Consider the following 18,605-nt stretch of genomic DNA (forward strand, 5'->3'; position numbering starts at 1 on the left):
CGCCTCTGAGAGGCGTGCCCCACACGCTGCCGGTGGTCAGTTACTACAGCTCGACGTAGTCCACCTTGTCGTTCCAGTTGCCGCCGTAGATGTAGCCGATGGTGGTGAAGTCATAGCAGCCTCCGTTGCCCAAGGCGAGGGACGGGTCGGGCTGGAAGCTGCGGTCGTCGTAGACCGACATGCCGCCGGACCGCCGGTTGACGCAGGCCGAGCTGGCCTGGTCGCGGAACGACCAGTCGCTGAGGTTCTTGGTACCCGCGTCAGACCAGCGCAGCATGCGGCCGGAGTAGTCGCTGTGCTCGAAGAGGCACGCCCAGCCGTAGGTGCAGTCGGTGATCAGGTGCGGTGAAACGACCCCGTTGGCCCGGACGGCCGGGGCCTTCTTCGCGACCTCGGCCATTGCCGGGGCGATCGTCTGCAGGGCCGTGTCGGCCTCGGCCAGGCTGTCGCTGCAGTAGACGGCGCCCCCCGGCACCTCGGTGCACACGCGCGCACCGGCCCAGCCCTTGGACAGGTCGATCTCCTTGCCCTTGTAGGTGGCGATCACCGGCTTGGACGGCACCGGGCCGGGCGAGTCGAAGGACTGCTGGACGCCCGGTACCGCGGACGCGGCCGGCACGGGCGCGGCCATGGCCGTCGGCGTGGCAAGGACGAGCGCGCCGGTGGCCCCGGCGACGGCGAAGAGTGCGCGAAGTGGACGCACGGTGACTTCCCCCCTGTTGGTCTGTCAGAACTGTGCTGGCACGACCCAACTGGGGATTGCGCGCCCATACAATGGTTCCGATGCAAACCGGTCAGCCATCGGCTGATTTCGATCAAGCGTTTGATTTTGTGGAGGGTGTCTGCCCGGGAGCGTCCACGATGCCACGCGCGACGACGGCGATCGAGGTCACCTCGTCGCCCGCCTTGCCCCAGGGCCCGTCCTTCAGCAGGACGGTGCGCTCACCAAGCAGGCGCAGGCTCTGCTGGTCGAAGATCCACTCATCCCGCTCGCCGCCGTGCACCCGGGCGACAGCCACACCGTGGCGTCCTGCCGCGTCGACCGCGTCGTCGACGGTCATCACCCCGGGGATGTGACCGGCGGCCCGGTACAGAGCGGCGCTGACCTGCGGGGGTGCAACCGAGGAGCGCAGCAGGTCTCCGATGGTCACGAACGCCTCCTGGTCGGGGCCGGTCGTGGAATCGGTGCCAGCGCCGTGGTTCAGGTTGGCGTCGGCGTAGATGCGCTTCAGCAGGGCCTCGGGGTCGGTCGGCAGACCGGCCAGGAGCTTGTAGGTCGGCGAATTGAGCGCACCACCGCTGGGCGCCGGGATCTCCTTGTCGCCACCGGTCCCGCGCTGGAGACCGGGCCGCAGGCCGTCCACCGCGATCCACTCCTCCATGTTCTCGGTGGTGGTGTCGCGCTGCATCGTGCCGCCGCTGCCCTCGCTGAGCGAGGTGCTGTGCCCGACCGTCTTGACGTAGCTGTACTGGGTGTCCCGGGCCTGTGCCTGTGGCTGGGTGAAGGCAGCCTGCGCCACCCGGTCCAGGAGTTGCACCGACGCCGCGGTGGCCGGCGGGGCCTTCTCTACGGGCACGCTGCCGCCCTGCGTGGCAATCACCACGGTGATGCCGGCGACGGCGGCCACTGCGGTCACCAGGGCGAGCCGGCCCCAGCGTCGGGGAGTCACGGCGGAGGGCCGGTGGTGCCGGTCGATCTCGTTCAACAGGAACTCCTTGCTCGTGCGCTGGCGGTCGGGCTCCATGTCCGGGTGGGTCGGGGGCGGCAACAGGCGCGCAAGTTCGCGGCGCTCGCTGTGTTCGTCCCGCGCATGGCGGTCTCCGGATCCGGTAGTCACGGCTGCCTCCCTTGATGACTTTCCGCGGAGAGATGGCTGACATGAGGGTGGTGTCCGCGGACGGACTGCGGTTCCGACCTTTTTCGACCAGGTGAACGTTCCGCAGAAACGATCTTGCGGATCCTGTCCCGGGCACGCGAGAGCCGGGAGCGCACCGTGCCGACGGGGATACCGAGCGCCTGAGCGGCTTCCGCGTAGCCGAGGCCCGACCAGACCACGAGCATGAACACTTCGCGCTCGCCGCGGCGCAGCTGGCCGAGTGCCTGCACCGCTGCTGCCGCCGTGTCGGCGTCGGTGATCCGGCCCACCACCTCGTCGGCGAAGTCGGGTATCGGCTCGCGGGGAGGCAGCCGGGACATCGCCGCACGGTGCCGACGAGCTGTCCGCGCGGTGTTGCGCATCACGTTGGTCGCAATCCCAAGAAGCCACGCCCGCGGGCTGACGACCTCTCCGCGCAGCTTGTCACGCAGTCGCCAGGCCTCCAGGAACGTCAGCGACACCATGTCGTCGGCCAGATCTCGATCCCCGCTTGCTCTGACCGCGTGCGCGAACACCGTCCGGGCATGTTCGTCGAAGAGCGCGGCGAAAGCGCGGCGGTCACCGGCCGGGGTCTGCTGATGGGGCAAGAAAGACTCCACACACATTCCGTGTCCGCTACGAGAGGAGAGTTCCAAGAATCTTCGCCAGACCCGCGAGAGGTTCCAACTCCGCTTCTGGCAGGGCCCCGCGCCACCTTACTGATCTGCCGACGGAGGGCCACCCTGCGGATCCGTACCCGCCATGTTCGCCCGAACCAAGACCGAGATCACCGGCTGAGCGCCCGCCACGCGGACCAGGCCGTCGCCGTCGAGTCGGACGTGCTCGACCGGCACCGCCGGCACCCGCTCCGCGGTCATCCCCAGGGGGCTGTTTCAGTGGGGGCGGGGGCGGATGATGGGGGTGGGGCCCCGTGCCGTGCTGGCGCTTGGTCACGGGGCCCCGGGAATGGTCCGTTGGGACCGGGCGGGTTCGGCTGTGTCAGCAGCCGGACCCGCCGCCCGTGGCGCCGATGATCGTGTTGATCACCATCAGTACCTGCAGGGCGATCTGCAGGACCAGAGTGGCGCGGCTGGGGCCGCCCCCGTTGGCGGGGGCGTTGTCGCCCTCCTTGTCGGGGGTGTCGACCGGCGGGTTCTGGGACGTGGCGAATTCACCTCCTCTCGTGGTGTGGGGTGCCGCTGCCTTGTCGAGCGGCAGTAACCAGCGTTCACCACGTTCAGGGGGTTCCCGACGGGAACGACGGTCGTTCCCGCAGGTGGCAACACCTATTGGGCACAGGGCCCGCCGGGCCAGGGGGTTGATGTGACGTCAGAGGGACCGTTCCGCGAAGGCGGGGGCGATCAGGCGGAGGGCCGGCTGCTGGGGGAGGTGGACACCTTCGGCCGGATGGGGCCGCTGCCTACGAGCCTGAAGGGGGACGCGCTCACTCTGGCGCGGACCCTGCGGTGGTTGCTGCGGGGTACGGGCATGAGCCTGAACCAGTACGCCGGGCACGTCTACATCGCCAAGAGCGTGGTCTCGCGCGCCCTGTCGGGCGAGCGGGTCCCCGACGGCCAGTTCCTCGGCACACTGCTGACCTGCTGGGGAGAGCGCCAGCACCCGCCCGTACTCCGCGCGGACCAGGGCTTCGCCCTGCGGCTCACCGAGCTGACCGCCCTGCAGCGCAACGTCCTGCGAGCCACCCACCCCGCCCAGTACGAGGAGCAGCTCGCCGCCGACGACCGCAACAACGCCCAGGCCCGGCTGGAGGAACTCGAGGAAGAGGTCCGGCAGTACCGACAGGGTGTTGCGGACCGGGAACACCAGCTCGAACAGGTACGGGGCGAGCTGCGGGAGATCGCCGAGAACAACGCCCGCCACAGCGGCGAGCTCGGCAAGGAGATCGAGCTGCGCCGCAAGCACGAGGTCGTCCTGCTGAACGACCTCAAGAAGATGGAGGCCGAACTCGGCCGGGTGCGCCAAGAACTCGCCGAGGCCTTGCGGTCGCGCGACGAGGCCCTGGCCGAGTGCGAGCGCCTGGAGCGGGAGCTCGAAGAGGCCCAGAACGCCGCCGACCGCGAGCGCCTCCAGGAGAACATCGCCAGGTTCGTCGGCGAGGCCGCCGAGGCCGCGCAGCGGGTCGAGTTCCGTCGTGCCGAACTCGAACAGGTCACCGCCGAGGCCGAACAGGTCAAGGCCGAGGCCCAGCAGGCCAGGATCGAGGCCAACCGGCTGCGCCTAGAGGCGCAGCAGCTGCGCGCCAACGCCGAGCGCCGCGCCCGCCAGACCGACGCGACGTCGGATTGCCTCTGAGCTTGCTTCTGGGCTTGCCACTAGCTTGATCTTTAAGCAATCGCCTCGAACGAGCCGTCGAACTTGATCACTCGTATCGGTATCTGCCGCACACGGAAGCGGCCTTCGTCTGATCATGTGCTCCGACCAAGGAACACACACGATCAGCACGAAGGCCGTGGGGATGAGTCTGCTGCAGGACGGTGTCCGACGGGACGCGTTCGCTGAACTGTCAGGCTTCCGAGGAGAGTTCTACGACTGCTTGATCCGGCGAGGGGATGCTCTGTTCGAGCTGGCCGACGCGGTGCTGTGCGCCGACGGGCCGGTCCGGTCGCTGGTGGAACTCTCACTGGTGGGCGAGCACCGACGAGGCCACGGCGGGCTCTACGACGCCCTGGCCTGTGGTCGCCTGGACACTGATGGGCTGCGACGGGCGCTGGCGGCAGTGCCGCTGCCCCGCGCGGTGGACGGCCGGCTTGTCCTGGCCGTCGACATCACCTGCTGGCTGCGGCCCGACGCCCACACCTCGTCGGAGCGGATCCTGTGCCACACCTACGGGCGTGGCAAGGACCAGCACATCCCCGTCCCGGGCTGGCCCTACTCGGTCATCACCGCACTTGAGCCCGGCCGCAGCTCGTGGACCGCGCCGCTGGACGCGGTCCGGCTGACGCCAGGAGACGACGCAGCCCAGGTCACCGCACGGCAACTGCGCGACCTGGTCGAGCGGCTGATCTCGGCCGGACAATGGCAGGCCGGTGACCCGGACCTGCTCGTCGTCGCGGACGCCGGCTACGACGCGCCCCGCCTGGCCTTCCTCCTGAAGGACCTGCCCGTTCAGATCCTGGCTCGGATGCGCTCGGACCGCGTCCTGCGCAGGAATTGCCCGCCACGGCTGCCCGGAACCATGGGCCGACCGCCCCGCCACGGCGCGGAGTTCGTCTTCGGTCAGCCCGACACCTGGGGCACCCCGGACACCGAGACCGTCACCGACACGCGCCTCTACGGCACCGCCACCGCACGCTCCTGGGACCGCCTGCACCCCAAACTCACCCACCGATCCTCCTGGACCGCCGAGACCGGCACCCTGCCGGTGATCGAGGGCACCGTGATCCGCCTGGAGGTCGACCATCTGCCCAGCGGCGCCGTCCCCAAGCCGGTCTGGCTGTGGTGGTCCGGCACCGACGCCACTGCCGCCGACGTTGACCGCCTCTGGCAGACGTTCCTCCGCCGCTTCGACATCGAACACACGTTCCGCCTCTTCAAGCAGACCCTGGGCTGGACCTGCCCGAAGATTCGCACCCCCGAAGCCGCCGACCGCTGGACCTGGCTGATCCTGGCCGCCTATACCCAGCTCCGCCTCGCACGGCCCCTCGCGGCCGACCTCCGCCACCCCTGGGAGAAGCCCGCCCCACCCGAACGCCTCACCCCCGCCCGGGTCCGGCGGGGATTCCGACACCTCCGCCCACACGCCGTCTGCCCGGCTGGTGCACCAAAACCCAACCTGCCCGGCCCCGGACGGCCTCCCGGCCGCAAGAACACCCACCCGACCCCACGCCACGACGTCCACACCGCCCGCAAGACAGGAACAACGACGCCAGCTGCGAAGAAGACGAAGAAGTCCAGCAACCCTCGTCCACGCCGCACAGGTTAAAGATCAAGCTAGTCGTTCTCGCCGACGACCGGCGCGCCCTCGGAGTCGGTGGCCAGGACGGGGTGGACGGCATCCTCGGGCGGGTTCGCGCCGAGTCCCCCGGCGGCGACGACGGCGCGTCTGAAGTGGCCGTTACCGTACACGCCCATCGTGTCGGTGGAGGTCCGCCATCCGTTGGCCGCCGTGCCGAACGAGGACATGTTTCGGCGAGCCGTGCCCCGGCCGGCCTGGCGTCCGCGGGTAGGGCGGCGGACTGGCGGCGCGTGACGTCCATCATGACCAGTGGGTACAGGTAGACGTACGCCTCACGGCTCAGGGTCCGCGGATCGGCCGACAGCAGGCCCATGGCCACGCTCGCTTTCGCCCCGGGCGGCGGACGCCGCCCCCACGAGTCGCAACCTGCCGCGCGTGGGGCCGCCCCGCGACGCGGGGGGCCGGGCGGGCGAACCGGGCGGACCGCGGCACACACCCGAGCGGACCGCGATCCCGCCGGATCCGGGCGCCGGGCGACGGACCGCGCGGCACCCCGGTCAGTCGGAGGGCCGGTCGTCCGCCGCCCGATGGGTCCTGGTCCACTCCTCGCCGCAGGAGCACCCGATCCGCTCGCGGATCTCGCCCTCGCCGGTCACGGCGATCTCGCGGCGTACGCGGACATGGACGTGGACGGCCATGAGTGCCCCTTGCTTCGTGGAAGAACGGTTGTGCCATTCTCACCCACCCCTCCCCCGTTCGGAAGGCCACGGCGCGGCCGTCCCGCCGGCCGGGACGGGACGCGAGGCCGAGGGGTGCGCCGCGTGCCGGCGGGGCCGGTGCCGCTTCAGTGGGCACCGGACGCCCGGCGCCGCCACGGCCACCAACGCCTCCGGCGGGGGCCCGCCGGTCGCCCGCCGGTCTCCTCCCGCTCCGCGGGTCCCGCCGCCCCGCCCCCCGTCCGCAGCAGTCCGTACAGGCGCCGCTCCTCGCCGGAAGGGGCGTCGGGGACGCGCACGGTGACGGACACCCGGAGGTCGCCGCGATCGTGCGTCCCGGCGAGCGGCAGGCCCCGGCCCGGTACCCGCAGGATGGTACCGGGCTGGGTGCCGGGCGGCAGGGCCAGCGACACCTCACCGTCGAGTGCGGGGACGGTCAGCACGGTGCCGAGCACCGCGTCCGGCACGCTCACCTCGACGCCGTGCCAGAGCTCCGCACCCTGGCGCACGAAACGCGGGTCCGCAGCGGTCCGCACCGTCACGTACGCGTCCCCGGGCGCTCCGCCCGGAGCGGGCGGCGGCATGCCCCTCCCGCGCAGGCGCAGGACGGCACCCTCCGCAATCCCGCGGGGGATCCGGACGGTCACCGAGTCGGCGGCCGCGACCCGTCCGATGCCTCCGCACCCCGGGCACGGCGGACCCGCGGTCCGCCCCGTACCGCCGCAGGCCGGGCAGGCCGCGCTCCGGCGCATCACCAGTGCGCCGCGGCGCCGCTCGGTCACCCGCCGTCCGGTGCCGCCGCACGCGGCACAGCGGCCGGGCCTTGCTCCCGCCGCCGCGCCCGTTCCGTCGCAGGCCCGGCAGCGCGCCGGGCGCCGGACGGTGACGTCGGCCGTTCCGCCGGTCAGGACCGTGTCGAGCGGGACGGTCACGCCCACCTCCAGGTCCTGGCCGCGCAGGGGCATCGCCGTCGGGCCCTCCCCGAGGAATCCGCCGCGGAAGGGGTCGCCGTCCCCGAAGCCGGCCATACCGGCCCGCGCCAGCAGGTCCGCGAGGTCGAGACCGGCCAGCAGGTCGTCGGCGGACGCGGTGGTGTGCGCAGCGGCGCCCTCCCGGTCGTACGCGGCCCGCCGGTCCGGGTCGGAGAGCACCGCGTACGCCTCGGCGATCTCCTTGAAGCGCTCCTGCGCACCGGGCGACGGGTTGCGGTCCGGGTGGTAGCGCCTCGCCAGGCTGCGGAAGGCGGCGTGGATCCCGTCGCGGTCGGCATCGGGCGGAACCCCGAGGGTCGCGTAGTAGTCGGTGTGCGCTCGTGTCGCCATGGTTCCAGAGTCGCCCCGGGACGGCCGGGCACTCAGGGCCGACCGGCCCCCCCCCCCCCCGCGCCAAGGCGCGCGGCCCCCCCGCCCGCTCCCCACCCCCGCCCGCCGCGCGCGCGCCGCGCGCGCCGCCGGGGCGGCGCGGGGGCGTCGCTGGAGATGATCGACTTCGTGACGCAGCCCGACTGAGCGCGGGCCGAGCGCCGGTCAGTCGAAGGTCTGGAACTCGGTGGTGTCGAGGATGATGCCGAGGACGTCCAGCAGGACGGTGGCGCCGAAGCGACTGGTCCGGGCGGACAGGTGGTCCGGGAGGCCCTTGGCGTTCTCCTCGGTCGGCTCGGTGAGCAGCGTGCACTCGCCCTGGAGCGGGTCGACGACCGGGTAGGCGGGGATGCCGCCCGCGGCGTACATCTCCCGCTTGGTGCGGTGGTCGCGGTCGGCGCTGGTCTTGGAGACGACCTCGACGACCAGGGCCAGAGCCGCAGCGGGGACGAGGCGGCCGGGTCCGTCGACCGCCCCGCGCTCGTACACCACGAGATCGGGCTGGGGCTCGCTGGGCTCGCCGGGAATCGCCAGGTCCTGGGTCTGACCCCGATGCCACCGCGCACGGGGGATCTGGTCCTGAATCGACTCGATGATCCAGTTGTGGACCGGTCGGACCCCCCGTCATCACGATTTCCCTCCGAATGAGCTCGGCCTTGACCCCTTCCGGGACGGCGAGGTTCTCCTAGACCTCGCTCACCCGGTCGTCGACCGCAGTCATCGCTCACTGCCTCGGACGGCTGCCACCACGGCAACGGCCGTCAGTCGACGAGGTCACGTACGACGGCGTCGGCCAGCAGCCGGCCCCGCAGGGTGAGGGCGGCGCGGCCCGCTGCATGGGCTGCGGGGTCGAGCAGGCCCTCGGCGAGGGCGCGGTCGGCGGCCCGGCGGCCGTCGGTGCCGAGCAGGTCGAGCGGGCAGCCGTCGACCAGGCGGAGCTCCAGCAGGATGCGCTCGACCCGGCGGTCCTCGTCGGCGAGGACCTCACGGCCGAGGGCGGGCGTGCGGCCCTCGGCGAGGGCCTGGGCGTAGGCGGCGGGGTGCTTGGCGTTCCACCAGCGGACGCCGCCGACGTGGCTGTGCGCGCCGGGGCCGGCCCCCCACCAGTCGGCGCCGGTCCAGTAGAGCTCGTTGTGGCGGCAGCGGCCCTCGGGGGTGGTGGCCCAGTTGGAGACCTCGTACCAGGCGTAGCCGGCGGCCGAGAGGGCCTCCTCGGCGATCAGGTACCGGTCGGCGTGCACATCGTCGTCGATCATCGGCAGTTCGCCGCGCTTCACCCGGGCGGCGAGCCGGGTGCCCTCCTCGACGATCAGGGAGTAGGCGGAGACGTGGTCGGGTCCCGCGCCGATCGCGGCGTCCAGGGAGGCCCGCCAGTCGTCGTCGGACTCGCCGGGGGTGCCGTAGATCAGGTCGAGGTTGACGTGGTCGAAGCCGGCCGCCCGGGCCTCGGCGACGCACGCCTCGGGGCGGCCCGGGGTGTGGTGGCGGTCGAGGACCTGCAGCACGTGCTTGCGGGCGCTCTGCATGCCGAAGGAGATCCGGTTGTAGCCGCCCTCGCGGAGCTCGGCCAGGTAGGCGGGCCCGACCGACTCCGGGTTGGCCTCGGTGGTGACCTCGGCGCCGGGGGCGAGGCCGAACTCGTCGCGGATCGCGGCGAGCATCCGCACCAGGTCGCGGGCGGGCAGCAGGGTGGGCGTGCCGCCGCCGAGGAAGACGGTCTGCACCGGCAGGTCGGTCTCCCCGAGCACCTGCCGGGCGAGCCGGATCTCGGCGATCAGGTTGTCGGCGTACGTCTCCTGCGAGGCGACCGCACCCGAGGCGCGCAGCTCGGTGGCGGTGTAGGTGTTGAAGTCGCAGTAGCCGCAGCGGCTGGCGCAGTACGGCACGTGGAGGTAGAAACCGAACGGCCGCGTGCCGAGCCCGGCCAGGGCGTGGGCGGGCAGCGAGCCGTCGGACGGCACGGGTTCGCCGTCGGGGAGTGCGGAGGGCATGCCCCCATTGTCCCGTACGGCCCGCGGTGGGACGCAGGCCGTACGGGAGACGGGGCTCAGGCCTCGTTGGCCCCGGCGTACATCTCGGTGATGGCGTCGGCGTAGGTGCGCTCGACCACCGGGCGCTTGATCTTGAGGCTCGGGGTCAGCTCGCCGTGCTCGATGTCGAGGTCGCGCGGCAGCAGGCTGAACTTCTTGATCGTCTGCCAGCGCTGGAGGTCGCCGTTGAGTCGCTGGACGAAGCCCTCGATCAGCTTGTTGGTCTCGGGGGCCGCGACCACCTCGGCGTACGACTTGCCGGCCAGGCCGTGCTCGGCGGCCCACGGCATCAGCACGGCCTCGTCCAGGCCGATCAGCGCGGTGCAGTAGTTGCGCTGGTTGCCGATGACCAGGACGTTGCTGACGAACGGGCAGATCGCCTTGAACTTGCCCTCGACCTCGCTGGGCGCGACGTACTTGCCGCCCGAGGTCTTGAACATGTCCTTCTTGCGGTCGGTGATCCGCAGGAAGCCGTCCTTGTCGAGCTCGCCGATGTCGCCGGTGTGGAACCAGCCGTCCGGCTCCAGGACCTCGGCGGTCTGCTCCGGCATCTGGTGGTAGCCGCGCATCACGCCGGGGCCGCGCAGCAGGATCTCGCCGTCCTCGGCGATCCGGACCTCGGTGCCGGGCAGCGGCAGGCCGACGGTGCCGACCCGCACGTCCTCGGCGCGGTTCACCGTGGAGCCGGCGGAGGTCTCGGTGAGGCCGTAGCCCTCCAGGACGGGCACGCCGGCGCCCTTGAAGAAGTAGCCGATCTCCGGGGCGAGCGCGGCGCTGCCGGAGACCGAGCCGCGCATCCGGCCGCCGAACGCGGCGCGGATCTTGGCGTACACCAGCTTGTCGGCGAGCGTGTGCTGGACGGTCAGGCCGAGCGGCGCGCTGTCCTTGCCGGTGGCGATCCGGGAGGCCTGGGTGGCGCGCGCGTACTCGCGGGCGACCTTGGCGGCCCACTGGAAGATCTTGTACTTGGCGCCGCCCTCGGCCCGGGCCTTGCCGGCGATGCCGTTGTAGACCTTCTCGAAGATGCGCGGCGCGGAGGCCATCAGAGTGGGTCTGATCGCCGGCAGGTTGTGGATGATGCGGTCCACCCGGCCGTCCACGGCCATCACGTGGCCGGTGGAGATCTGCCCGGAGATCAGCGTCTTGCCGAAGACGTGGGAGAGCGGCAGCCACATGAACTGCACGTCGTCGGCGCGCAGCAGGCCGCACTCCTCCTGGGCGACGCCCTGGTAGGCCCAGCAGTCGTGGACCAGGCGGACGCCCTTGGGGCGTCCGGTGGTGCCGGAGGTGTAGATGAGGGTGGCCAGCTGCTCGGGCGCCAGGGCGTCGACGGCCTTGTCGACGGCGTCCGGGTGGTCGAGCAGGTAGGCGGCGCCGCGCTCCTCCAGCTCGGCCAGGGTGAGCACGGTCAGGCCGGCGGCCTCCGGCAGGTCCCCGGCGGCCTCGAAGAGGACGACCGTCTCCAGGTCGGGCAGCTCGGCCTTCTTCTCGACGGCCTTGGCGAGCTGCTTGACGTTCTCGGCGAACAGGGCGCGGCTGCCCGAGTTCGCGAGGATGAACGCCGTTTCGTCCGTATTGGTGCTGGGGTACACGGTGGTGGTGGCAGCACCGGCACACATGTTCCCCAGGTCCGCGATGATCCACTCGACCCTGGTGGTGGAGGAGATCGCGACCCGGTCCTCGGCCTCGATACCGAGCGACATCAGGCCCGCGGCGACGGCGCGGACCCGCTCCGCGGTCTGCGCCCAGGTCAGTGAGCGCCACTGCTCCGCGCCGGGGGCGCCGTCCGCAGCGTGCTCGTCGACCGGAACCGGGTAGCGGTAGGCCTCACGGTCGGGCGTGGCCTTTACCCTGCTGAGGAAGAGGTGGGCCACGGAGGGTGGACGCCGCTCGATCATGGACTGCACGGAACTCAACGAGGACCTCCGAGGGGGGCGGGTGGCCGAGGGTAGGGACGGTGGCCGTGGGGGCGGCCGCACCGACCCGCCTTGTTAACCAGCGAGTAACAAGAACCAGGCAGCAGCCTAGGGGGTAGCACGCCGTTCCGTAAGGGGGTCGGGACAGCTGACACCTCCGCGGACCAGCAGTGCAGCCGCGTACCGCCCCGAATTCCGGGGCGGTCGTAGCACGAATTACCCAGTCGTGAGTAGACCTAAATGAGGATGCGTACATCCTCGTGGACGACGAGAGTGTCACGGTGCTGATCAGACTCTTGAGGGCCCACCTCGGGCCCTACCGCCAACCGATCCTCCTGCTGGTAACGCTCCAGCTCATCTCGACCATCGGTGCCCTCTACCTGCCCACGCTGAACGCCGACATCATCGACAACGGCGTGATCAAGGGCGACACCGGCTACATCCTGCGCATCGGCGGCGCGATGATCGCCGTCTCGCTCGCCCAGGCCGTCTGCTCGATCGGCGCGGTCCACCTCGGCGCCCGTACCGCGATGGCCGTCGGCCGGGACATCCGGGCCACCGTCTTCGACCGGGTGCAGAGCTTCTCCGCACGGGAGCTCGGCCAGTTCGGCGCGCCCTCGCTCATCACCCGCACCACCAACGACGTCCAGCAGGTCCAGATGCTGGTCCTGATGTCCTTCACGCTGATGGTGGCGGCGCCCATCATGTGCGTCGGCGGCATCATCATGGCGCTCAACCAGGACGTCCCGCTCTCCGCGCTGCTGCTCGCCGTCGTGCCGCTGCTCGGCATCGTCGTCGTCCTGCTGGTGCGCCGCCTGCGCCCGCAGTTCCGCGGCATGCAGGAGCGGATCGACGGCGTCAACCGGATCCTGCGTGAGCAGATCACCGGCATCCGGGTGATCCGGGCGTTCGTCAAGGACACCCACGAGCAGGACCGCTTCGGCGGGGCCAACCAGGACCTCGCCGACGTGTCGGTGCGGGTCGGCCGGCTGATGGCCTTGATGTTCCCCACCGTGATGTCCGTGGTGAACCTGTCCAGCGTCGCCGTGCTCTGGTTCGGCGCCCACCGGATCGACAGCGGCGGGATGCAGATCGGCGCGCTGACCGCGTTCCTCTCCTACCTGATGCAGATCCTGATGAGCGTCATGATGGCCACCTTCATGTTCATGATGGTGCCGCGCGCCGAGGTCTGCGCCGAGCGCATCCAGGAGGTGCTGGGCACCGAGAGCAGCATCGTCCCGCCCGCCGCCCCGGTCACCGCGACCACCGGCAGCGGGCACCTGGAGCTGCGCGACGTCGAGTTCCGCTACCCGGGCGCCGAGGTCCCGGTGCTGCGCGGCATCGACATCGTCGCCCGGCCCGGCGAGACCACCGCCGTCATCGGCTCGACAGGCGCCGGCAAGACCACCCTGCTCAGCCTGATCCCCAGGCTCATCGACAGCACCGGTGGCCGGGTCCTGGTGAACGGCGTCGACGTCCGCGAGCTCGAGCCCACCCTGCTGTCCGAGGCGATCGGGCTCGTCCCCCAGAAGCCGTACCTGTTCTCCGGCACCGTCGCCAGCAACCTGCGCTACGGCCGGCCGAACGCCACCGACGAGGAGCTCTGGCACGCGCTGGCCACCGCGCAGGCCAAGGAGTTCGTGGAGAAGTTCCCCGAGGGGCTCGACGCCCCGATCGCCCAGGGCGGCTCCAACGTCTCCGGCGGCCAGCGCCAGCGCCTGGCCATCGCCCGCGCCCTGGTGCGCAAGCCCGAGATCTACCTCTTCGACGACTCGTTCTCGGCCCTGGACTACGCGACCGACGCCGCCCTGCGCCGGGCGCTGGCCGCCGAGACGGCCGAGGCCACCGTGGTCATCGTCGCCCAGCGGGTGTCCACCATCCGCGACGCCGACCGGATCATCGTGCTCGACGAGGGCGCGGTGGTCGGCAGCGGCACCCACCAGGAGCTGATGGCCGGCAACCCGACCTACCGGGAGATCGTCCTCTCCCAGCTCACCGAACAGGAGGCGGCGTGACCACCCTCGGCAAGCCGGAGAGGCCCAGTGCCTCCCAGGAGGCCGCGGCCCGGCGCGGCCCGGCGGGCCCCGGCCGCTTCATGGGCGGCCAGGGCGCCGAGAAGTCGATGGACTTCAAGGGCTCCGGCAAGCGCCTGCTCGCCCTGCTCCGCCCCCAGCGCAAGCTGCTGTACGGCGTGCTCGCGCTCGGCACGGTCAGCATCGGCTGCGCGGTCGCCGGGCCCAAGGTGCTCGGCAACGCGACCGACCTGATCTTCGCCGGCGTGGTCGGCGCCCAGAGCCGGGCCGGCCTGACCAAGGACCAGGTGCTGGCCGGCCTGCGCGCGCAGGGCAAGGGCGGGGTCGCCGACATGCTCTCCTCCGTCCCGTTCACGCCCGGCCACGGCATGGACTTCTCCGCCATCGGCACCGTCCTGCTCTGGGTGCTGGCGATCTACCTGGTCTCCGCGGTCTTCGGCATCCTGCAGGGCAGGATCGCCACCACCGCCATCCAGCGGACCGTCTTCCGGCTCCGCCAGGACGTCGAGTCCAAGATCGCCCGACTGCCGCTCAGCTACTTCGACAAGCAGCCGCGCGGCGAGGTGCTGAGCCGGGTCACCAACGACATCGACAACATCGGCCAGTCCATGCAGCAGACCATGGGCCAGGTGGTGAACTCCCTGCTCACCATCGTCGGCGTGCTGGCGATGATGTTCTGGATCTCGCCGCTGCTGGCGACGATCGCACTGGTCTCGGTGCCGGTGTCGGTGATGGTCGCCACCCGGGTCGGCAAGCGGGCGCAGCCGAACTTCGTCGCCCAGTGGAAGAGCACCGGTGCGCTGAACGCGCACATCGAGGAGATGTACACCGGCCACGCCCTGGTGAAGGTCTTCGGCCGCCAGGAGGAGGCCGCGGAGCTGTTCCGCAAGGAGAACGAGGCGCTGTTCGCCGCCAGCTGGCGGGCGCAGTTCATCTCCGGCGTCATCCAGCCGGCGATGATGCTGATCGGCAACCTGAACTACGTGCTGGTGGCCGTGGTCGGCGGTCTGCGGGTGGCGAGCGGCGCGCTCTCCATCGGCGACGTGCAGGCCTTCATCCAGTACTCCCGGCAGTTCAGCCAGCCGCTCACCCAGGTCGCGTCGATGGCCAACCTGGTGCAGTCCGGTGTGGCCTCCGCCGAGCGGGTCTTCGAGCTGCTGGACGCGCCCGAGCAGACCCCGGAGCCGGCCATGCCGGAGCGGCCCGCCGAGGTCGCCGGCCGGGTCTCCTTCGAGGACGTCTCCTTCCGGTACGACCCGGCGAAGCCGCTCATCGAGAGCCTGTCGCTCAAGGTCGAGCCGGGGCAGACGGTCGCCATCGTCGGCCCGACCGGTGCCGGCAAGACCACCCTGGTCAACCTGCTGATGCGGTTCTACGACGTCAGCGGGGGCCGGATCAACCTCGACGGGGTGGACATCGCGGCGATGTCCCGCGAGGAGCTGCGGGCCAACATCGGCATGGTGCTCCAGGACACCTGGCTGTTCGGCGGCACCATCGCCGACAACATCGCGTACGGCGCCGAGGGCGCGAGCCGCGAGCAGGTCGTGGAGGCGGCGAAGGCCGCCCACGTCGACCGGTTCGTCCGCACGCTGCCCGACGGCTACGACACCGTGATCGACGACGAGGGCACCGGGGTCAGCGCGGGCGAGAAGCAGCTGATCACCATCGCCCGGGCGTTCCTCTCCCAGCCGTCGATCCTGGTCCTCGACGAGGCGACCAGCTCGGTCGACACCCGCACCGAGGTGCTGATCCAGCGGGCCATGGCCCGGCTGCGCACCGGCCGCACCAGCTTCGTCATCGCGCACCGCCTCTCCACCATCCGGGACGCCGACCTGATCCTGGTGATGGAGAACGGCTCGATCGTCGAGCAGGGCTCGCACGACGACCTGATCGCCGCCGAGGGCGCCTACCACCGCCTGTACCAGGCGCAGTTCGCGCAGGCGGTGGCCGAGGTCGACTGACCTCCGGACGGCGCAGGAGGGGGAGGTCCCGGGAGCGCCCGGGACCTCCCCCTCCGTACTGTCCGGGCCGCCGGTGCGGTGACAGACTCTCCCCCGTGGCCGCCCCTGACGCACCGTCCGCCGAGGACTCGTACACCTGCCGCTACGGCTGGACCCGCGGAACCGCGCGTGCGGCGGCCGGCAGCGGGCTAATCGCCGCGGCCGCCCTGGGGAAGCTCCTGTTCGCGGCCGGCGGCACGCCGGAGACGGTCTGCTTCGCCCTTGCGGCGGCCGGCAGCCTGCTGAGCACCGCGCTGGTGGCCGGCGTCGCGACGGCCCGGCGGGTCGCCCTGCGGATCGGCCCCGAGGGCATCCTGCTGGGCACGCCCGTCCGCCACTTGGGCCGTCCCGTCCTGGTGCCCTGGGAGGAGGTGGCCGCCGTCGAGGTCCGGGGCACCGCCGCACCGGTCGTCCGGGTGCGCCGCCGCACCGCGCCGACCGTCCAACGCGCCCTGGGCACCGTCGCCGCCGTGGACGGCGAGCGGGTGCGCGGGGCGGTGGCCCGCCACGCACCCGGCGTCCTGCCGATCGTCAGCGGGCCGACGCCACCGCGCTCCTGAGCCCGGGCGCGCTACTGTGGGCCGGTGACCGAGACCGACACGGCGGCCCTGGACGCCTTCGAGGCCCAGCGGCGCTACCTGGGCGCGGTGGCCTACCGCCTGCTCGGCTCGATCAGCGACGCGCAGGACATCCTGCAGGAGGCCTGGCTGCGCTGGCAGGCCGTCGACCACGACACGGTCGACGAACCGCGCGCCTACCTCACCACCGTGGTCACCCGGCTCTGCTACGACCAGCTCGGCTCCGCCCGGGCCCGCCGCGAGGCGTACTTCGGCGAGTGGCTGCCCGAGCCGCTGGTGTCGGAGGACGACTCCCCCGCGGAACGGGCCGAGCTCGGCGAGTCGGTCTCGCTCGCGGTGCTGGCGGTGATGGAGCAGCTCACCCCGGCCGAGCGGGCCGCCCTGGTGCTGCACGACGTCTTCGCGGTCGGCTTCGAGGAGATCGCCGCCACCCTGGAACGCACGCCGGAGGCGACCCGGCAGCTGGCCTCCCGGGCCCGCCGCCGGGTCCGGGACGGCGCGCGGCGCGGCACCGTCGACCCGGCCGAGCACCGGCAGGCGGTCACCGCCTTCGCCCGGGCCACCGCCAGCGGCGACCTGCAGGGCCTGCTGGCCGTCCTCGACCCCGAGGTGGTCTGGCACTCGGACGGCGGCGGCGTCGTCAGCGCCGGCGCCCGGCCGGTGTTCGGCGCGGACCGGGTCTCCCGGCTGGTCGCCGGCCTGGTCGGCAAGTGGTGGACCCCGGAGGCCTCGTACGCCCTGGCGACGGTCAACGGGGAGCCCGGACTGGTCTTCTACGAGGCTCCCGGGAAGGTCGGCGGCGTGATGGCGTTCACCGTGGCGGACGGCCGGATCACCGAGGCGTACATCGTGGTCAACCCGGAGAAGCTCACCCACGTGGTCTGACCCGGCGGGCCGCCGCCCGCCCGGAGGTGTGACCCGGATCACGGTCACACTCCGGCCGGCCGTCCCGTCCCCCTTCCGAACGGCGCACACGACGCATCGGAGGAGTGACCGAGATGGCCGCGCAGCAGCACACCGAGCAGAAGCACATCGTCGTGGTGGGGGCCGGCTACGCCGGGCTGCCCGCCGCCAACGGGATCGGCAGGCGCCACCGGGTGACCCTGATCGCCCCGGAGACGCACTTCCTGCACCGCGTCCGGCAGCACGAGACCGCGGCCGGCCGGCCCGGGCACCGGCGGCCCATCGCCCGGGTGGTGCGCGGCCGGAAGGTGACCCACCGCCGGGCCCGGGTCACCGGGCTGGACCTGAACGCCCGCAAGGTGTTCCTCGACGACGGCGGGGCAGTCTCCTACGACACCCTGGTGTACGCCCTGGGGAGCCGCACCGCCTTCCACGGCGTGCCCGGCGCGGCCGAGCACGGCTACCCGGCCGAGCGCGCCGCCGAACTGCGGCAGCGGATCGCCGAAGCGACCGCGCCGGGCACGATCGCCGTGGTCGGCGGCGGTGCCACCGGGATCGAGATGGCCGCGGAACTGGCCGAGGCCCACCCCGGGTGGCAGGTCGAACTGGTCACGGCCGACCGGGTCGGCGGCTGGTTCTCGGAGCGCGGACGGTCGCACGTGCTGACCGCCCTCGACCGGCTCGGGGTGCGCGTCCGCGAGCACACCGAGGTCACCGCGGTGACCGCGGACGGCCTGCGGACCGCGGACGGACCCGTCCCCGCGGACCTGGTGGTGTGGGCCGCCTCGATGGAGCCGCACCCACTGGCCGCCGAGGCCGGCCTCGCGGTCGGCCCGGACGGGCGGGCCCTGGTCGACGACCGGCTGCGTTCGCTCTCGCACCCCGACGTCCACGTGATCGGCGACGCCGCCGCCGTCGACGTCCCCGGCGTCGGCCGGCTGCGGATGGCCTGCGCGACCGCCCTGCCGATGGGCCGCTACACGGGCCGGCTGCTCGGCGGGCGCACCACCAAGCCGTTCGCGTTCCGCTACGCCGCGCAGTGCCTGAGCCTCGGCCGGGGCGACGGGATGCTGCAGCTGATCCACGGCGACGACTCGATGCGGCCGACCGTGCTGACCGGCTTCGCCGGCCGGCTCGCCAAGGCGGCGATCGTCAACGGCGTGGTGGCGGGGCTGCGCTGACGGCGCGGCCGGCGCCGGCGCGGCGGTGCGGCGGTACTGCGGAGGCGCGCGCGACAACGGCGGAGGGCCGCCGCCCCCGGCCGGGGGGGGGGGGGGGGGGGCCCCCCGGGCGGCC

Annotated in this window: 16 protein-coding genes; 7 read left to right on the forward strand and 9 right to left on the reverse strand. The window is 72.3% G+C overall.

The features are described from left to right. Positions 1–43: 43 nt before the first annotated feature. The 3 genes from ACFV0G_RS16165 to ACFV0G_RS16175 all read right to left on the reverse strand — a co-directional run bounded on the left by ACFV0G_RS16165 (position 44) and on the right by ACFV0G_RS16175 (position 2,482). On the reverse strand, positions 44–703 hold the full coding sequence (locus ACFV0G_RS16165) for a peptidase inhibitor family I36 protein (RefSeq protein WP_380547102.1): 660 nt from the start codon (positions 701–703) through the stop codon (positions 44–46). 112 nt (positions 704–815) lie between these two features. Continuing rightward, entirely contained in the window at positions 816–1,745 is a 930-nt protein-coding gene (locus ACFV0G_RS16170; protein WP_380547104.1) for a CU044_5270 family protein, read from the reverse strand. An 89-nt stretch (positions 1,746–1,834) separates the two neighbouring features. Continuing rightward, the gene (locus ACFV0G_RS16175) at positions 1,835–2,482 is read right to left on the reverse strand and encodes an RNA polymerase sigma factor (RefSeq protein ID WP_380547126.1); all 648 of its coding nucleotides are present in this window, start codon (positions 2,480–2,482) and stop codon (positions 1,835–1,837) included. Between the two features lie 862 nt (positions 2,483–3,344). Here ACFV0G_RS16175 and ACFV0G_RS16180 point away from each other — a divergent pair. Next, positions 3,345–4,169 carry a hypothetical protein gene (locus ACFV0G_RS16180; protein ID WP_380547106.1) on the forward strand — a complete coding sequence of 275 codons (825 nt, stop codon included), beginning with the start codon at positions 3,345–3,347 and terminating at the stop codon, positions 4,167–4,169. Between the two features lie 163 nt (positions 4,170–4,332). Continuing rightward, a complete protein-coding gene (locus ACFV0G_RS16185) occupies positions 4,333–5,799 on the forward strand; it encodes an NF041680 family putative transposase (protein ID WP_380547108.1) in 1,467 nt (488 codons plus the stop codon). An 8-nt stretch (positions 5,800–5,807) separates the two neighbouring features. Here the strand turns inward: ACFV0G_RS16185 and ACFV0G_RS16190 are convergent, their stop codons facing one another. The 6 genes from ACFV0G_RS16190 to ACFV0G_RS16215 all read right to left on the reverse strand — a co-directional run bounded on the left by ACFV0G_RS16190 (position 5,808) and on the right by ACFV0G_RS16215 (position 11,795). Continuing rightward, positions 5,808–5,999, reverse strand: coding sequence for a hypothetical protein (locus ACFV0G_RS16190; protein WP_380547110.1), 192 nt, complete (start codon positions 5,997–5,999; stop codon positions 5,808–5,810). 330 nt (positions 6,000–6,329) lie between these two features. Then, positions 6,330–6,470: a hypothetical protein gene (locus ACFV0G_RS16195; RefSeq protein ID WP_380547112.1), complete on the reverse strand. Its 141-nt coding sequence runs from the start codon at positions 6,468–6,470 to the stop codon at positions 6,330–6,332. A 146-nt stretch (positions 6,471–6,616) separates the two neighbouring features. Next, positions 6,617–7,810 carry a DnaJ C-terminal domain-containing protein gene (locus ACFV0G_RS16200; protein WP_380547114.1) on the reverse strand — a complete coding sequence of 398 codons (1,194 nt, stop codon included), beginning with the start codon at positions 7,808–7,810 and terminating at the stop codon, positions 6,617–6,619. Between the two features lie 204 nt (positions 7,811–8,014). Further along, positions 8,015–8,446, reverse strand: coding sequence for a Uma2 family endonuclease (locus ACFV0G_RS16205; RefSeq protein ID WP_380547128.1), 432 nt, complete (start codon positions 8,444–8,446; stop codon positions 8,015–8,017). A gap of 164 nt (positions 8,447–8,610) precedes the next feature. Further along, positions 8,611–9,840 carry a radical SAM family heme chaperone HemW gene (hemW, locus tag ACFV0G_RS16210; protein WP_380547116.1) on the reverse strand — a complete coding sequence of 410 codons (1,230 nt, stop codon included), beginning with the start codon at positions 9,838–9,840 and terminating at the stop codon, positions 8,611–8,613. 56 nt (positions 9,841–9,896) lie between these two features. After that, the gene (locus ACFV0G_RS16215; RefSeq protein WP_380547118.1) at positions 9,897–11,795 is read right to left on the reverse strand and encodes an AMP-dependent synthetase/ligase; all 1,899 of its coding nucleotides are present in this window, start codon (positions 11,793–11,795) and stop codon (positions 9,897–9,899) included. A gap of 281 nt (positions 11,796–12,076) precedes the next feature. Here ACFV0G_RS16215 and ACFV0G_RS16220 point away from each other — a divergent pair, with 281 nt between their 5' ends. From ACFV0G_RS16220 to ACFV0G_RS16240, 5 genes are all read left to right on the forward strand, one after another. After that, positions 12,077–13,810, forward strand: a complete 1,734-nt coding sequence (locus tag ACFV0G_RS16220) for an ABC transporter ATP-binding protein (protein ID WP_380547130.1) — start codon at positions 12,077–12,079, stop codon at positions 13,808–13,810. A gap of 80 nt (positions 13,811–13,890) precedes the next feature. Further along, complete coding sequence (locus ACFV0G_RS16225) at positions 13,891–15,789, forward strand: ABC transporter ATP-binding protein (RefSeq protein ID WP_380547132.1); 1,899 nt, start codon at positions 13,891–13,893, stop codon at positions 15,787–15,789. Between the two features lie 95 nt (positions 15,790–15,884). Beyond that, positions 15,885–16,388 carry a hypothetical protein gene (locus ACFV0G_RS16230; protein WP_380547120.1) on the forward strand — a complete coding sequence of 168 codons (504 nt, stop codon included), beginning with the start codon at positions 15,885–15,887 and terminating at the stop codon, positions 16,386–16,388. A 24-nt stretch (positions 16,389–16,412) separates the two neighbouring features. Further along, the gene (sigJ, locus tag ACFV0G_RS16235) at positions 16,413–17,291 is read left to right on the forward strand and encodes an RNA polymerase sigma factor SigJ (protein ID WP_380547122.1); all 879 of its coding nucleotides are present in this window, start codon (positions 16,413–16,415) and stop codon (positions 17,289–17,291) included. Between the two features lie 113 nt (positions 17,292–17,404). Next, entirely contained in the window at positions 17,405–18,490 is a 1,086-nt protein-coding gene (locus ACFV0G_RS16240) for an NAD(P)/FAD-dependent oxidoreductase (protein WP_380547124.1), read from the forward strand. Positions 18,491–18,605 lie beyond the last annotated feature (115 nt).

Origin of the sequence: Kitasatospora sp. NPDC059571, assembly GCF_042735675.1 — a bacterium.
Taxonomy (GTDB): Bacteria; Actinomycetota; Actinomycetes; order Streptomycetales; family Streptomycetaceae; genus Kitasatospora.

Bases quoted from the DNA above. Each gene is read 5' to 3' on its own strand.
- ACFV0G_RS16195 (WP_380547112.1), bottom strand. From the start codon at position 6,470: ATGGCCGTCCACGTCCATGTCCGCGTACGCCGCGAGATCGCCGTGACC.
- ACFV0G_RS16175 (WP_380547126.1), bottom strand. From the start codon at position 2,482: ATGTGTGTGGAGTCTTTCTTGCCCCATCAGCAGACCCCGGCCGGTGAC.
- ACFV0G_RS16170 (WP_380547104.1), bottom strand. From the start codon at position 1,745: ATGGAGCCCGACCGCCAGCGCACGAGCAAGGAGTTCCTGTTGAACGAG.
- hemW (WP_380547116.1), bottom strand. From the start codon at position 9,840: ATGCCCTCCGCACTCCCCGACGGCGAACCCGTGCCGTCCGACGGCTCG.
- ACFV0G_RS16240 (WP_380547124.1), top strand. From the start codon at position 17,405: ATGGCCGCGCAGCAGCACACCGAGCAGAAGCACATCGTCGTGGTGGGG.
- ACFV0G_RS16225 (WP_380547132.1), top strand. From the start codon at position 13,891: ATGGGCGGCCAGGGCGCCGAGAAGTCGATGGACTTCAAGGGCTCCGGC.
- ACFV0G_RS16185 (WP_380547108.1), top strand. From the start codon at position 4,333: ATGAGTCTGCTGCAGGACGGTGTCCGACGGGACGCGTTCGCTGAACTG.
- ACFV0G_RS16180 (WP_380547106.1), top strand. From the start codon at position 3,345: ATGAGCCTGAACCAGTACGCCGGGCACGTCTACATCGCCAAGAGCGTG.
- ACFV0G_RS16190 (WP_380547110.1), bottom strand. From the start codon at position 5,999: ATGTCCTCGTTCGGCACGGCGGCCAACGGATGGCGGACCTCCACCGAC.
- ACFV0G_RS16200 (WP_380547114.1), bottom strand. From the start codon at position 7,810: ATGGCGACACGAGCGCACACCGACTACTACGCGACCCTCGGGGTTCCG.